This window comes from Pseudomonas sp. 43A (assembly GCF_013363935.1).
Taxonomy (GTDB): domain Bacteria; phylum Pseudomonadota; class Gammaproteobacteria; order Pseudomonadales; family Pseudomonadaceae; genus Aquipseudomonas; species Aquipseudomonas crudilactis.
In genome coordinates this window covers 4,448,606-4,463,421 of record NZ_CP054880.1, presented here as the reverse complement: position 1 = coordinate 4,463,421, position 14,816 = coordinate 4,448,606, and the positions used below count along the sequence as shown (strand labels likewise).

The 14,816-nt window shown below is 60.2% G+C and carries 13 protein-coding genes and 1 pseudogene; 8 read left to right on the top strand and 6 right to left on the bottom strand.

Annotated elements, in window-relative coordinates; genetic code table 11:
- Positions 1-79: 79 nt before the first annotated feature.
- Entirely contained in the window at positions 80-1,249 is a 1,170-nt protein-coding gene (locus HUW52_RS19415; RefSeq protein WP_175554610.1) for a DUF1624 domain-containing protein, read from the top strand.
- Positions 1,250-1,253: 4 nt separating this feature from the next.
- On the opposite strand, the gene HUW52_RS19410 is transcribed toward HUW52_RS19415, so the two are convergent.
- Positions 1,254-2,144, bottom strand: coding sequence for a LysR family transcriptional regulator (locus tag HUW52_RS19410; RefSeq protein WP_175554609.1), 891 nt, complete (start codon positions 2,142-2,144; stop codon positions 1,254-1,256).
- Between the two features lie 130 nt (positions 2,145-2,274).
- Here HUW52_RS19410 and HUW52_RS19405 point away from each other — a divergent pair, with 130 nt between their 5' ends.
- Both HUW52_RS19405 and HUW52_RS19400 read left to right on the top strand, forming a co-directional pair.
- Positions 2,275-3,105, top strand: coding sequence for an oxidoreductase (locus HUW52_RS19405; RefSeq protein WP_016983030.1), 831 nt, complete (start codon positions 2,275-2,277; stop codon positions 3,103-3,105).
- Between the two features lie 120 nt (positions 3,106-3,225).
- A complete protein-coding gene (locus tag HUW52_RS19400) occupies positions 3,226-4,770 on the top strand; it encodes an MFS transporter (RefSeq protein ID WP_175554608.1) in 1,545 nt (514 codons plus the stop codon).
- Positions 4,771-4,926: 156 nt separating this feature from the next.
- Here the strand turns inward: HUW52_RS19400 and HUW52_RS19395 are convergent, their stop codons facing one another.
- A complete protein-coding gene (locus HUW52_RS19395) occupies positions 4,927-6,318 on the bottom strand; it encodes an aldehyde dehydrogenase family protein (RefSeq protein ID WP_175554607.1) in 1,392 nt (463 codons plus the stop codon).
- Positions 6,319-6,421: 103 nt separating this feature from the next.
- On the opposite strand from HUW52_RS19395, the gene HUW52_RS19390 reads away from it, so the two are divergent.
- The 3 genes and pseudogenes from HUW52_RS19390 (at position 6,422) to HUW52_RS19380 (ending at position 8,632) form a co-directional block, all read left to right on the top strand.
- Entirely contained in the window at positions 6,422-7,300 is an 879-nt protein-coding gene (locus tag HUW52_RS19390; protein WP_045122799.1) for a LysR family transcriptional regulator, read from the top strand.
- 83 nt (positions 7,301-7,383) lie between these two features.
- Positions 7,384-8,064 (top strand): annotated as a pseudogene (locus tag HUW52_RS19385) (M24 family metallopeptidase).
- 139 nt (positions 8,065-8,203) lie between these two features.
- Positions 8,204-8,632 carry a molybdopterin-binding protein gene (locus tag HUW52_RS19380; protein WP_025111546.1) on the top strand — a complete coding sequence of 143 codons (429 nt, stop codon included), beginning with the start codon at positions 8,204-8,206 and terminating at the stop codon, positions 8,630-8,632.
- Positions 8,633-8,691: 59 nt separating this feature from the next.
- On the opposite strand, the gene HUW52_RS19375 is transcribed toward HUW52_RS19380, so the two are convergent.
- Together HUW52_RS19375 and HUW52_RS19370 are read right to left on the bottom strand one after the other, a co-directional pair.
- A complete protein-coding gene (locus tag HUW52_RS19375; protein WP_175554606.1) occupies positions 8,692-10,260 on the bottom strand; it encodes an aldehyde dehydrogenase (NADP(+)) in 1,569 nt (522 codons plus the stop codon).
- The gene (locus tag HUW52_RS19370) at positions 10,257-10,895 is read right to left on the bottom strand and encodes an isochorismatase family cysteine hydrolase (RefSeq protein ID WP_175554605.1); all 639 of its coding nucleotides are present in this window, start codon (positions 10,893-10,895) and stop codon (positions 10,257-10,259) included. The genes HUW52_RS19375 and HUW52_RS19370 overlap by 4 nt, the downstream gene beginning before the upstream one ends.
- A 98-nt stretch (positions 10,896-10,993) precedes the next feature.
- Between HUW52_RS19370 and HUW52_RS19365 the strand changes: the two genes are divergently transcribed.
- Positions 10,994-11,491, top strand: coding sequence for a helix-turn-helix domain-containing protein (locus tag HUW52_RS19365; protein ID WP_150707558.1), 498 nt, complete (start codon positions 10,994-10,996; stop codon positions 11,489-11,491).
- A 6-nt stretch (positions 11,492-11,497) separates the two neighbouring features.
- On the opposite strand, the gene HUW52_RS19360 is transcribed toward HUW52_RS19365, so the two are convergent.
- Both HUW52_RS19360 and HUW52_RS19355 read right to left on the bottom strand, forming a co-directional pair.
- Positions 11,498-12,121, bottom strand: coding sequence for a glutathione S-transferase family protein (locus HUW52_RS19360; RefSeq protein WP_175554604.1), 624 nt, complete (start codon positions 12,119-12,121; stop codon positions 11,498-11,500).
- A 99-nt stretch (positions 12,122-12,220) separates the two neighbouring features.
- Positions 12,221-13,636: a cytosine permease gene (locus tag HUW52_RS19355; RefSeq protein ID WP_175554603.1), complete on the bottom strand. Its 1,416-nt coding sequence runs from the start codon at positions 13,634-13,636 to the stop codon at positions 12,221-12,223.
- 259 nt (positions 13,637-13,895) lie between these two features.
- On the opposite strand from HUW52_RS19355, the gene HUW52_RS19350 reads away from it, so the two are divergent.
- Complete coding sequence (locus HUW52_RS19350; RefSeq protein ID WP_175554602.1) at positions 13,896-14,807, top strand: LysR family transcriptional regulator; 912 nt, start codon at positions 13,896-13,898, stop codon at positions 14,805-14,807.
- Positions 14,808-14,816 lie beyond the last annotated feature (9 nt).

Below are 14,816 nucleotides of genomic sequence, written 5' to 3'. Positions count from 1 at the left end.
TGTTGTTATAAGGTAACGCGAATTTTTAGGGGTGTTCCTTTTGGGCGCCTGCTGTTATCCCTTCGATTGCGAAACGCTCATGACGATTGTGCTTCCTCGTTCTGCCCCGTTGGTCACTGGCCGGCTGCTGTCCATTGACGCCCTCAGAGGCCTGGTGATTCTGTTCATGCTGCTGGACCACGTGCGCGAAACCTTTTTGCTGCATCGCCAGGTCAGCGACCCGATGGACTTTGCCAGCACCGAGCCGGCGCTGTTTTTCAGCCGCACGTTGGCGCATCTGTGTGCGCCGGTGTTCGTGTTGCTGACCGGATTGTCGGCGTGGTTGTTCGGCGAGAAGTACGCGGGCAAGGCCGATGTCAGTGCGTTTCTGTTCAAACGCGGTCTGTTTCTGGTGGTGCTGGAGTTCACGCTGGTGAACTTCGCGTGGACCTTCCAACTGGCACCGAGTGTGATTTATCTGCAAGTGATCTGGGCGATCGGCTTGAGCATGATCGCCTTGTCGCTGCTGGTGTGGCTGCCGCGCTGGTTGTTGTTGATGTTGAGCCTGACGATCATCGCCGGACACAACCTGCTCGACACTGTGCATTTCCCGGTGGAGTCGGTGCTGCATGTGCCGTGGGCGATTTTGCATGATCGTGGCTGGATCGAAGTCAGCGACACTCTGCGCCTGCGCACGTCGTATCCGTTGTTGCCTTGGATCGGTGTGATCGGTCTGGGTTATGCGCTGGGGCCGTGGTTCGCTCGCGGCGTTGAAGCGGGATTTCGTCAACTGCACCTGCTGATTGCTGGTAGCGCCGGACTGCTCGGTTTTGTCGGGCTGCGGCTGATCAACGGCTATGGCGAGAAACCATGGGCCGTAGGCGACACGTCGGTGCAAACCCTGATGAGCTTTTTCAACATCACCAAGTACCCGCCGTCGTTGCTGTTTATCGCGCTGACCGTGAGCGCCGGGCTGTTGCTGCTACTGGCATTCGAACGCTTGCAGGATCGTCGCTGGATTCGCTGGCTGACCGTGTTCGGTTCGGCGCCGATGTTTTTCTACCTGCTGCACCTGTACACGTTGAAGGTTTTGTACCTGATTGGCGTGGCCTTGTTCGGGCTGAATCAGGGTAGCTATTTCGGTTTTTCGTCCGTCTCGGCAATCTGGCTGGCCGCTGTCATCCTGGCGATTGCGCTGTTCCCGGCCGTGCGCTGGTTCTCTGTGTTGAAGGCTCGTCGCCGTGACATCGCCTGGCTGAAGTATCTGTAAACGCCTAACGCCGGTTGCGCACGAAGTCGATAAACGCCTTCAGCGCTGCCGGCACATGACGGCGGCTCGGGTAGTACAGGTGCAGGCCCGGATAGTACGGGCACCAGTCTGCCAGCACTTGCACAAGGCGCCCGCTGACGAGGTGTTCGCTGACCATGTCTTCGAACACATAGGCCAGGCCCAGCCCTTGCAGCGCGGGCCCGACCATCAGGCTGACATCGCCGAGGGTCAGCGGGCCGTTGACCTCGATTTCCTGGGCGATGCCGCCGCGTTCGAGTTCCCAGCGGTACATCGAACCGCTGGGGTAGCGGTGGCGGATGCACGGCAGTCCGTGCAGGTCCTCGGGTTTTTGCGGTGCCACATGGCGTTCGAAAAACGCGGGGGAACCGACCACCACTGAACGCATTGTCGGGCCAATTGGCAGCGACACCATGTCGGCTTCCAGACGATCGCCGAAGCGCACGCCGGCATCGAAACCGTTGGCGACGATATCCAGCAGCGCATCGCTCTCGACCACTTCCAGACGAATATCCGGGTACACCTGCAAAAACTCACTGGCAATCGGCAGCAACACCAATTCGCAGGCTTGCCGCCCGCAGGTGATGCGCAGATTGCCCGAGGGTTTATCGCGGAAGTGATTGAGGTCTTCCAGCGCATCGTCGATGTCGCGAAAGGCTGGTTTCAATCGCGCGTACAGGCGCTCGCCAGCCTCGGTCAACGCCACGCTGCGGGTGGTGCGATTGAACAGGCGCACACCAAGACGGTTCTCCAGCGCCTTCACCGAATGGCTCAGCGCGGAAGGGGTCAGGCCGAGTTCGATGGCGGCTTTACTGAAGTTCAGGTACTGCGCGGTGCACAGGAAAACGGTGAGATCCGCCGCCGAAGGTGATTTCATCTGTGAATGCCTTTCACAAAGTCATGCAAAATTGTTGGGATTATCGCATCAGTAGCACGGCTTTAAAGTCGCATCAACTTATCAAACAGGCCCGGCACCCACGTCAGGGTTTCTAACAGGAGAAGTTGTGATGCGTACCTGGTTCATTACTGGTGCTTCCCGTGGTTTTGGCATTCTCATCGCCGAGCAGGCCCTGCGTTCCGGTGACGCGGTCATCGCTACCGCGCGTAACCCGCAAGACATCACCGATCGTCTCGGCGACCAGCCGAACCTGCTGGCGGTGCGTCTGGACGTCACCCGCGAAGACGAAGCGCATCAGGCCGTTGCCGCAGGGATCAAACGCTTCGGCCGGATCGATGTGCTGATCAACAATGCCGGTTTTGGTGTACTCGGCGCGGTGGAAGAAACCAGCGCCAGCGAGACCGAGCGCTTGTTCGCGACCAATGTGTTCGGCCTGCTCAACGTCACTCGCGCCGTGTTGCCGCATATGCGCGCACAACGCAGTGGCCGGGTGATCAACATCTCGTCGATCGGCGGCTATCAGGCGTACATGGGCTGGGGCGTTTACGGCTCGACCAAGTTCGCCGTCGAGGGCATCACCGAAGCGTTGCATCAGGAACTGGCACCGCTGGGCATTCACGCCACGGTGGTCGAGCCGGGCTTCTTCCGCACGGATTTCCTTGATGAGCAATCGCTGATCAAGACCGCGTTGGTGCTGCCGGACTACGACGAAACCGTGGGCAAGATGCGCGTGTTCGCCGAAGCGGCCAATCATGCACAACCGGGTGATCCGCTGAAGTTTGCCGAGGCGATACTGGCGCTGGTCAATGCACCGAACCCGCCGCTGCGACTGGCGCTGGGTAGTGACACGGTTGCGCGGATCGAGGCGAAGAATCGGCTGGTGGCGCAGGAGTTGGAACAGTGGCAGGTATTGGCGCTGTCGACCGACTTCAACAACTGAACGCCAGAGCTGTGAGAGCGAGGCCGCTCGCTCTCATTGTCACCGTCTGCAAACTTCGGTGGATTTTTCACGCCTTATCCGCTGCGTAATGCAGCTTATTGATCCTCAAAGGATGGAATGATGAACGCTATGACTCAGCCGCACGGAGCGCGCGACAAGTTGCTCATACTGGCGGCCGTTTGCCTCTCGGCACTGGTCTTGCCGTTAAGTTTTACTGGCGGCGCGGTGGCGACACCAGCCATCGGCCGTGACCTGGGCGGCAGCCCGGTGGCGCTGACCTGGATCACCAACGCGTTCATGTTGTCGTTCGGCAGTTTGCTGATGGCCGCCGGCGCATTGGCTGATGTGTATGGACGCAAACGCCTGTTCACCTTCGGCATGCTGCTGTTTACCGTCGCCTCGATCGCGCAGAGTCTGGCGCCTTCGGTGTTCTGGCTGGATGTGCTGCGCGCCGTTCAAGGCGTGGCGGGGGCGGCGGCGCTGGCCAGCGGCTCGGCGGCGCTGGCGCAAGAGTTCGAAGGGCATGCCCGGACCCGGGCGTACAGCGTGCTCGGTACAACGTTCGGCATCGGTCTGGCGTTCGGACCCTTGATGGCCGGGGCGTTGATCGAGGTCTTCAACTGGCGGGCGATTTTTGTCTTTACGGCGTTGATCGGTGTGATCGCGATGGTCTTCGGTCTGCCGCGTATGCGCGAAACCCGTGACCCGGATGCCAAAGGGCTGGACTGGCTGGGTACGGTGCTTTTCAGTGCGATGCTGGCGCTGTTCACTTTCGGCCTGATCCAGGCGCCGGACAGTGGCTGGGAAAGCCCGCTCGTGATCGGTTTGCTGGGCGCTTCGGCCGTGTTGTTGGCAGCTTTCGTGATCGTCGAAATGCGTGTCGAACGGCCGATGCTTGATCTGACCCTGTTCCGTTATCCGCGATTCATTGGCGTGCAGATGCTGCCGATCGGCACCTGTTTTTGCTACATCGTGCTGGTGGTGATGTTGCCGCTGCGCTTCATCGGCGTTGAGGGCTTGAGCGAGATCGACGCCGGCCTGCTGTTGCTGGCGTTGTCGGCGCCGATGTTGGTGGTACCGATGCTGGCCGCTTCGCTGGCGCGCTTTGTATCCGCTGGGATTTTGTCCGGCGCCGGGTTCCTGATTGCCGCTGTGGGCCTGCATTGGCTGAGCCTGTACAACGTCGGTGAGGCGAAATTCGCGCTAGTGGTGCCGATGCTGCTGATCGGTATTGGCGCCGGCCTGCCGTGGGGGCTGATGGATGGTTTGTCGGTCAGCGTCGTGCCGAAAGAGCGCGCAGGCATGGCAGCGGGCATCTTCAGCACCGTGCGGGTGGCGGGTGAGGGCATTGCCTTGGCGATTGTCGCGGCAGTACTGGCGTCACTGCTCCACGCTGATCTGTCGAGTGCCGTGCACGTGGTGGCGGGTAGCGCCGAGGCGTCGCTGATTGCCGAGACCGCGCACCGGGTGACCACGGGTGATATGGCGCATGCGATCAACACCGTTCCGGGGCTGGCCAACGGGCGTCTGGTAGAAGGGTACGCTGCGGCGTTTCAGTATCTGCTGCACATCCTGACGGTGATCACGCTGGTGTCGGCGGCGGTGGTGCTGGGGTTGTTGAGCAAGGATCGGTCGGTCGCTGATTCATTGCAAGCTGCGGCATAGCAAGCTACCCATGTGGGAGTGAGCTTGCTCACGAAAGCGTCAGTTCACGCGACATCAATGTGGGATGTGCTGGCGCCTTCGTGAGCAAGCTCACTCCCACATTGATTGCGTTAAGCCCACTTATCTTCAATCCATCCAAGATTTCCAGTGTGTGGATTATTTGCGATCCAGCCACACCGTCTGCGCATTGCAGAATTCGCGCACGCCGAAGTGCGAGAGCTCACGGCCGAAACCACTCTTCTTTACACCGCCAAAGGTCACGCGTGGATCGCTGGCGGAGTAGCCGTTGATGAACACGCCGCCGGTGTCCAGTTCGCTGGTCAGTTGCTGGGCCAGTGCCACGTTGGCGGTGTAAATGGTTGCGGTCAGGCCGAATTCGCTGTCGTTGGCCAGTGCCACGGCATGCGCGCAATCGCGAGCGCTGATGATCGACGCGACCGGGCCGAACAGTTCCTGTTTGAACGAGGTCATGCGGTCGGTGACATCGGCCAGCACGGTCGGCTCGTAATAGTTGCCCGGGCCTTCGGACTTGCCGCCGCCGAGCAGCAGGGTGGCGCCTTCTTCAAGGGTGTCGCGCACTTGCTGGTCGAGCTCATCACGCAGGTCGAAGCGTGCCATCGGACCGATGTAGGTCTCGGCGGACAGCGGATCACCGACCTTCAACTTGCGCGTGGCTTCGACGAATTTACGCGTGAATTCTTCGACCACGCCTTCTTCGATGATCAGCCGTTTGGCTGCTGCGCAGACCTGACCGGAGTTCTGGTAGCGACCGATCACAGCGGCTTGCACCGCTTCATCCAGATCGGCGTCGTTGAGCACGATGAACGGGTCGGAACCGCCCAGCTCCAGCACACATTTCTTCAATGCGGCACCGGCCTGAGCGCCGATGGCCATGCCGGCACGCACGCTACCGGTCAGGGTCACGGCGGCGATACGCGAGTCGGCGATGGCAGTGGAAACGCCTTCCGGGGTGACGTTGATCACTTCAAACACGCCATCGGCGAAACCGGCGCGGGTGAAGGCGTCGCGCAGCAGATAGGCGCTGCCCATCACGTTCGGCGCATGTTTGAGCACGTAAGTGTTGCCGGCGATCAGCGCCGGTACGGCACCGCGCAGCACTTGCCAGATCGGGAAGTTCCACGGCATTACCGCGAGGATCGGGCCGAGCGGACGGTATTCGATGCGCGCCTTGCCGCCTTCAACCTGGGTCGGTTCAGCGTCGAGCATGGCCGGGCCGTGTTCGGCGTACCACTCGCAGAGCTTGGCGCATTTCTCGATTTCGCCACGGGCCTGAGCAATTGGTTTGCCCATTTCCTGGGTGATCATCGTGGCCATGGCTTCGCTGGTTTCACGCAATGCACCGGCCAAGGCGCTCAACAAGCGCGAGCGATCTTGCAGCGGCTTGCGCTTCCACTTGCCAAAGCCATAGGCGGCGCGGGTCAGCGCAGCGTCAAGGGCAGAGGCGGATTCAAACGCGTAGTGACCGATCTGCTCGCCGGTGGCGGGGTTGATCGAGATGGCGTGGGTCTGGCTGGAAATCTGGCTCATGGCATCGTCCTGCATGTTCGTCGGATGGGCTTAGAGTAGGGTGGTGTTTGTTTTCTGGAAACTGAATAATAAAGATCGTTTCTTTCACGATTGGAGAATGACTGTGGATCTGGTGCAGCTGGAAATCTTCAAAGCCGTTGCCGAACACGGCAGCATCAGCGCCGCCGCCGCGCAGATCCATCGCGTGCCGTCGAACCTGACCACGCGGATCAAACAGCTTGAGCAGGATCTGGGCGTCGATCTGTTTATTCGCGAGAAAAGTCGTCTGCGCCTGTCGCCGGCGGGGTGGAGTTTTCTTGAGTACGCGCGGCGGATTCTCGACCTGGTGCAAGAGGCGCGCGCCACCGTGGCGGGCGAAGAACCGCAAGGCGCGTTTCCTTTGGGGTCGCTGGAAAGCACGGCGGCGGTGCGCATTCCCGAATTGCTCGCGGCGTATAACCAACTTCATCCGAAAGTTGATCTGGACCTGTCCACCGGGCCCTCCGGGACGATGATCGACGGCGTGCTCTCCGGGCGTCTTGCGGCAGCATTCGTCGACGGCCCGGTGCTGCATCCGACGCTGGAAGGCGTACCGGCCTTCGAAGAAGAAATGGTCATCATCGCGCCACTGAATCACGCCCCGGTACAGCGTGCAGCGGATGTGAATGGCGAGAATATTTACGCCTTCCGCTCCAACTGCTCCTACCGTCATCACTTCGAAAAATGGTTCAGCACCGACGCCGCTGTGCCCGGAAAAATCTTCGAAATGGAGTCCTACCACGGCATGCTCGCCTGCGTCAGCGCCGGCGCCGGACTGGCGCTGATGCCGCGCAAAATGCTGCAGAGCATGCCCGGCAGTGCCACGGTCAGCGTTTGGCCTTTGGCGGCGGACTTTCGTTATCTGACCACCTGGCTGGTGTGGCGGCGGGGCACGGTGTCGCGCAGTCTGAGCATGTTTGTGCGCTTGCTCGAAGAGCGCGGTGTGGTGCGTGCAGAAGAGTAATTGACACGTTGTGTCATGGCTGTATCTTTATCGGCGTTTCGCAATATAAAAAACTATACAGCGCAGCCATGAGGAACAAGCAAATGACCACAGCCCTGAGCGAAAAAGCAGTTCTGAGCGGCAAAGAAGCCGTTGGCGAAGGTTTTGTGCTGGAGACCATGCGCCATGCCCAGCAATTGACCTGGAAGGCCGTCGACGCCATTGCTGCGGTGATCAAGCCGGGCATGCTCGAGTCCGAAGCGACGACGCGCGGCAAGGAAATCCTCGCCGAACTGGGCATGGACCGGATCTGGCATCCGCTGTTGATCCGCTTCGGTGCCAACACGCTCAAGACCTTCAAGCAACGTTCCGACGGCGATCCGGTGTTGGGCGAAGAGGATATTTTCTTCATCGATATGGGCGTGGTCTGGCAGGGCCATGAAGGTGATGCGGGCGCGACTTAGACCACCGGTTCTGATCCGGAAATGATCGCTTGCGCGGCAGCCTCGAAAGAACTGTTCGATCGGGTCGAAGCCTTCTGGCGTCAAGGTGTTTCCGGGGTGGAGCTTTATCGCTATGCCAGCGATCAGGCCGAGGCGATGGGCTGGGTGTTGAACCTGAATATCAAGGGCCATCGGGTCAGCGATTTTCCTCATGCGATTCACCGGGGCGGCGATCTGGGTGACTTCGATCAGGCGCCGCATGCTGGCGTGTGGATTCTGGAAATCCAGATCGCCCATCCCTCGCGGCCATTCGGCGCGTTTTATGAAGATTTGCTGATCTGATTCGTGGCGGTTTTTCAGAGCGTGCTTTTATCTAGGAGCGTGACAACAGAGCGCAGCGCTGTAGTTGTTTTTATATAGCGCCAACTTCGATGATGCACGCCGTTTCCTAACTCCAAAGTCAAAAAACAGGACGTCCATCATGAAAGTCAGTGCACGCAACGTATTCAAAGGTCAGGTCAGCCAGGTTCAGGCCGGCGCGGTCAACGCCGAGGTGGTTTTGACCCTGGCTGGCGGTGAGCAACTTGTGGCGGTCGTGACCATGGAAAGCATCAAAAACCTCGGCATCGCCGTCGGCAAAGAAGCCGTCGCGCTGGTCAAGGCGCCATGGGTCATGCTGATGACCGAATCCAGCGACATTCGCCTGTCGGCGCGCAACTGCCTGGAAGGTAAAGTGCTGAGCGTGACCGATGGCGCGGTCAACGCCGAAGTGGTCATCGAGCTGGCCGGCGGTTCAAAGGTTTACTCGATCGTGACCCGCGATGCCGTTGCTGAACTGGGCCTGGCCAAAGGCGTCAGCGCCACGGCTGTGATCAAGGCTTCGCACATCATTCTGGGTGTGCCGGCCTGACTGATTTTGCAATAAAAAATGCCGGGCTCTTGAACAGGAGGCCGGCATTTTTTTGCCTGTCAAAACGCCCCGTCGATACTGCGTGGCACGTTCAGCGGATTACCTTCGCGCAACACCTCTGGCAATAACTCATCCGGAAACCCCTGATAAGCCACGGGCCGCAAGAAGCGTTCGATCGAGGTCATGCCGACCGAAGTGAAGCGGCTGTCCGAAGTCGCCGGAAACGGGCCGCCGTGCACGGTGGCAAAGGTCACTTCCTGTGGGTGGGCGAAGGCGTTGACCACGATGCGTCCAGTGCGGCGTTCGAGAATCGGCAGCAGGCGCCGCGTCAATCCCAGATCGCCACTTTCAAGTTGAATCGCCGCGCTGAGCTGTCCCTTGAACGAACGGGCGACTGCCAGCAGCTCGGCTTCATCACTGACCGATACCAACAGTGCCGACGGGCCAAACACTTCGTGGGCCAACCCCGGTTCGCTGAGCAATTGGTGTCCCTCGACTTCCAGCAACGCAGCACGTCCGGCGAACGTGGCATCGGCTGGCGTGCCTGCCGCGATCACCTGCGCTCCGGCACGCTCCATCACCATCAGGCCTTCGACGTATGCGCCATGAATGCCCGGCGTCAGCATCGTCCGCGCCGGTGCCGCGCTGACCCGTTTGCGCATGGCGCTGCACAGCTCATCAAACCCCGCACCGCGGATGGCGATCAGGATCGATGGGCACAAACAGGCCTGGCCAACGTTGACCAGCATCCGTTCGATAAAGCCGTCGCCGATTTCGGCGCCGCGAGCCGCCAGTGCCTCGGGCAGGATGAAGGTCGGGTTGACGCTGGTCATTTCGGTGAATACCGGGATCGGCTCGGGTCGCAATTGCGCACGGCGATAGAGCGCCATGCCACCCGGTTCGGAGCCGGTAAAGGTCACAGCCTTGATCAACGGGTGATCGACCAGCGCTTCGCCAATGGCATTGCCGCCACCGCGCACCATTGAAAAAACACCTTCGGGTAAACCCTGCGCCTGCACGGCTTTGCGAATGGCCCGCGCCTGGATTTCCGAAGCGCCGGGATGCGCGTTGTGCGCCTTGAGAATCACCGGCGCCCCGGCCGCCAATGCCGACGCGGTATCGCCGCCCGCCACCGAATAGGCAATCGGGAAGTTGCTCGCGCCGAAAATCGCCACCGGGCCGATGGCGATTTTTTGCAGGCGATGATCCATCCGTGGCCTTGGCTGACGTTCGGGTTGGGCCGGGTCGATGGCCAGTTGCAGGAAGCGACCCCGGCGCACCACGTCGGCGAACTGGCGGAATTGGGTCGCGGCTCGCAAAACTTCGCCCTCAAGCTGAGCTTCGGGCAGTCCGGTTTCCAGCGCCGCGCGTGCGGCCAGTTCGCTGCGTACTGCGTCGAGGTTGTCAGCGATGCTCTCGAGGAACGCGGCACGTTCGGCCAGCGAGGTGTGGCTGTAGCAGTCGAATGCCGCATCGGCGAGTATCGCTGCCTGGTCAACCTGCGCGGCACCACCGAAGGCGAAGTCCGGTTCAATCAACTGATTGCTGGCCGGATTCAGCGCTTTCATCGTGCCTTCGGTGGCGGCAACATCCGCCGCGCCGATCAGCAAATGGCCGGTGAGACTCATTGCGCTTCACCTTGGGATTTGAGGTTGGCAATCAGTTCGTCAGTGCTGGCAATCACGTGAGCGAATGTCGGGCCGTTGAGTTCGTGGGCGGCGTGCATCATTTCCGCTTTGAAGGCTGCAGTCGCATCGCGGACCAAAGTGACGTGGTAGCCCAGTTCCGCGGCATAGCGCGCGGTGGCTTCGATGCAGGTGTTGGCCAACAGGCCGACGATGATCACGTGAGTGACGCCTTGTTGTTTCAGGCGAAAATCCAGGTCGGTGTTGGCGAAACCACTGGAGCCCCAGTGTTCCTGAACCACAATGTCGCCCTCTTGCGGGGCGAAATCCGGGTGCCATTCACCGCCCCATTCACCGCGGGCAAAATGGTGCATGTGCATGATCTTGCATTGGGTCGGGGTCGGGTGATCCCAGCTTTCGTAGTCGCCTTTTTCCCAGCGGTGATGGGGTACGATGACCACCGGGATTTTCAGCTCGCGCACCGTGCGGTCGAGTTTGCGCAGGTTGTCGAGCAGGCCGTTCTGCTCGGCCATGGGTTTGATCAAAGGGAAAATCTTGCCGCCGTCCGAAAGAAAATCGTTATACGGATCAACCAACAGATAGGCGGTTCTGTCCAGCGGATAGGAGGTATTTGACATGGCGGCTTGCTCCGGCAATGGGATGATCGGTGCACAGGGCTTGTCCCGGCATCGTGTAGATATGATAATCATAGTAACTGTAAAAGAGGCAAGCCCTGATGGCAGTAAACGATAGTCTTCCCGACACGCTGTGCCCGATCTCCCGGGCCGAGACGATCGTCGGCGACCGCTGGACGGTGCTGGTTTTGCGCGAGTTGTTCATGGCCAATCATCGCTATGACGAGATCCAGGCGCAGACCGGCGGTACGCCGCAAATGGTCGCCGCGCGTCTGAAATGTCTGGAAGCGGATGGGCTGGTTGAGCGGCGCTTGTACAACGAGCGACCGAAACGCTACGAGTACCACCTCACGGCGAAAGGCGAGGCGTTCTACCCGGTAATCATCGCGCTGCGGGCGTGGGGAGAGACCTGGTGCAAGGCACCGGAGGAGGGGCTGGCAGTGAACATGACCCATAAGAACTGCAACCACAGCGCCGGTCTCGGGCCGCTGTGCGAGCACTGCGGTGAAGCGTTGCGTCGGGAAGACCTGATCAGCCAGCCACAAGCAGCCTACGCCGCCGAACGGCTGGCGCGACATGAGGCGTTCAAAGGTAAATAAGCTCGATCACGGCGTACCGTTTCGACCGTGCAGCACGTAGCCGGGACGCAGGCTCAGACGCTCGTAATAAGCCTTTACCGCGGCAAAATCCGGGTGAGCCAATGGTGTTTCGAACCAGCGGTTCACCGACAGCCCGATGGGAATATCCGCCAGGGAAAACGTCTCGCCACTGACGTAAGCGCCGGTCTTTTCCAATTGCCGGTCGAGGATGGCCATGTTTCGCGCCCAGTCGCGGCAACCGGCTGACAATGCGGCGCTGTCCTGATGTTCCGGCGATTGGCGCACCAGCGATAGAAACGCGTACGACCACGAGCGATTCAGCTCCGATGCCTGCCAGTCGATCCACTGATCAACCCGCGCCCGGGTTCGCGCGTCAGTCGGATAGAGGTGCGAACCGTCATAACGCGACACCAGATAACGAATGATCGTGTTCGATTCCCACAAGGTGAAATCACCGTCCTCAATCACCGGCACCATGGCACAGGGATTGAGCGCGAGAAACTCCGAATCGTTCGTCGATCTGAACCCCGATCCCCAGTCTTCACGCTCGAAAGGAATGTGCAATTCAGCGCAAGTCCACAGGACTTTGCGCACGTTGATCGATGAGGCTTTACCGAGTATTCGCAGCACTGGATGTCCCTTACCCAATCGTCGTCAGGCGTAAACAAATACCACACCGCAACGGAGAAGGCCCGCACAGCGCGGGCCTTCTTTTTCAGCGCATCAATCTCACAGGCTGCTCGCCAGTTTTCCGCCCATCATCCGTCGACGATAAGACGTGTCGCGATTGGCCAGCCAGAAATACAACGGCGAAGTCACCAGCAGTCCCACCAGCCACGACAGATCCGCACCGTTGATGTGCGCCGACACCGGGCCGACGTACAGCGGCGTGTTCATGAACGGGATCTGCACGGCGATGCCGATCGCGTAGGCCAGCAAGGCCTGCGGGTTGTAGCGACCGTAGATGCCGCCATCGACCTGGAAGATCGACTGGATGTCGTACTGGCCCTTGTGGATCGCATAGAAGTCGATGAGGTTGATCGCCGTCCACGGCACCAACACCACCAGCAACACCAGCACCATGTCGACGAAGTGGCCGATGAAGTCTTTCGAGGCGCCAACGGCGGCAAAGCAGCAGGCCAGCAACACGATGATCGAGATCACCGCGCGGCTTTTGGCGGTGGGGATCCAGCGGTAGGCGAAGGTCTGCACCAGAGTGATCAGCGACAGCACCGCGCCGTAAAGGTTGAGGGCGTTGTGGCTGATCACGCTGAGCAGAAACAGCACCAGCATCAGCGGGCCAATGGAACCGGTGGCGAGTTTCACCGCGTCCATGGTGTCCATGCCCACCGGGGTTGCCAGCACGGCGACGGCACCGAAGATGAACGCCAGGCTCGAACCCAGCGCCGACCCCAGATACGTCGTCCAGAAGGTCGACGAAACCTTCACGTCGGCCGGCAAGTAGCGCGAATAGTCGGACACGTAAGGTGCAAACGCGATCTGCCACAACGCGGCGAGCGACACGGTGGCCAGCCAACCGGAGAGGTTGAAGCTGCCACGGGTGAGGAAGTCATCGGTTTGAATATGAGTGAAGATGTAGCCGAAACCGACGACGATGCCGATCCCCAGCACCCAGGTGCCGATGCGGTTGAGCACGTGGATAAAGCGGTAGCCGATGATGCCAATGATTCCCGAACCGACTGCGCCAATGACGATACCGACCGGCACCGGAACGCTATCGACCACACCGTGCAGCGACTTGCCGGCGAGGACGATATTGGAAGCGAAGAAACCGATGTACATGACGCCGGCAATCAACACCACCAACAGCGCGCCGAGGGAGCCGAACTGCGCGCGACTCTGGATCATTTGCGGAATGCCCATCTGCGGGCCTTGCGCCGAGTGCAGCGCCATCAGCACGCCGCCGACCAGATGGCCGACGAGAATCGCGACGATGCCCCAGACCAGATTCAAGTGAAACAACTGCACGCCCAGCGCACCGGTAACGATGGGCAACGGCGCGATGTTGCCGCCGAACCAGAGCGTGAACAGATCCCTGACCTTTCCGTGGCGATCTTCGGGGGGCACGTATCCTATCGTGTGTTTTTCAATCAGCGGAGCGGAGGTTGCTGCAGGGGTAGCCATGACGAACTCCAAGGCAAGGATGAGTACGTGGACGTACTTCGGCAAGCGCCGGCACGGGCGGCGCATTTCTTGTTGAAGCGATCATGTGCAAAGCACCGCGAGAGATAAATTAGTAAGTTTGTTGCTACAGACCTTAAAAAAAATATGCTCCGGGTGAGGCGTAGCTCCGGTATGTTCAGGCTTCTCTCTTATCTGGATTCACAGCGCTTTGTGCAGGACCTGCCGAAGGCTGCGATCGTTTGATTTTCTGGAGATTCCCATGGCCGCCTACAACCTGCGCCAGCTCAAATACTTCGTCACCACCGCTGACTGCGGCAGCGTCGCCGAAGCGTCGCGCAAGCTCTACATCGCGCAGCCGTCGGTCTCCACGGCGATCAAGCACCTGGAAGAAAGTTTCGGCGTGCAACTGTTCATCCGGCATCACGCCCAGGGTGTATCGCTGACGCCCAGCGGCTCGCGCTTCTACCGCAAGGCGCTGGAGCTGTTACGCGTTGCCCACGAATTCGAGCAGAACGCTCTGGCCGACAACGACGTGGTGGCCGGACAAATCGATATCGGCTGTTTCGAAACTGTCGCGCCGCTGTACCTGCCGCGCCTGATCGCCGGTTTCAAGGAACGCTGGCCGGGGGTGGAAATCCGCATCCGCGACGGTGAGCAGCAAGAGCTGGTGCAGGCGCTGACGGCCGGCAGCATCGACCTGGCGATGCTGTTCGAGCACGATCTCGATAGCACGATTGAAACCACGGCGCTGATGCCCGCGCAGCAGCCTTACGCCTTGCTCCCGGCCGATCACCGCTTTGCGCAACAGGCGAAGGTCTCGCTGCATGATCTGGTACTGGAGCCCATGATTCTGCTCGACGTGGTACCGAGCCGAACCTACTTCGTGAGCATTTTCGAGGAGCGCGGGTTGACCCCGCATATTGTGTTCAGCTCCCCATCAATCGAGATGGTGCGCGGCATGGTCGGGCGTGGTTTCGGCTTTTCGATTCTGGTCACCAAACCGTTCAGCGACTACACCTACGACGGCCAGAAAGTCGTCTGCGTGCCGCTGGCGGAAACCGTGACCGGGTCGGGATTGTCGGCAGCCTGGCTGCGGCGGGTGCAACTGACCAAACCGGTGCAGTTGTTTGTCGACCATTGCCGTGAAGAGTTGGCCCGACTGTACGCTTGAGAGCAGTCG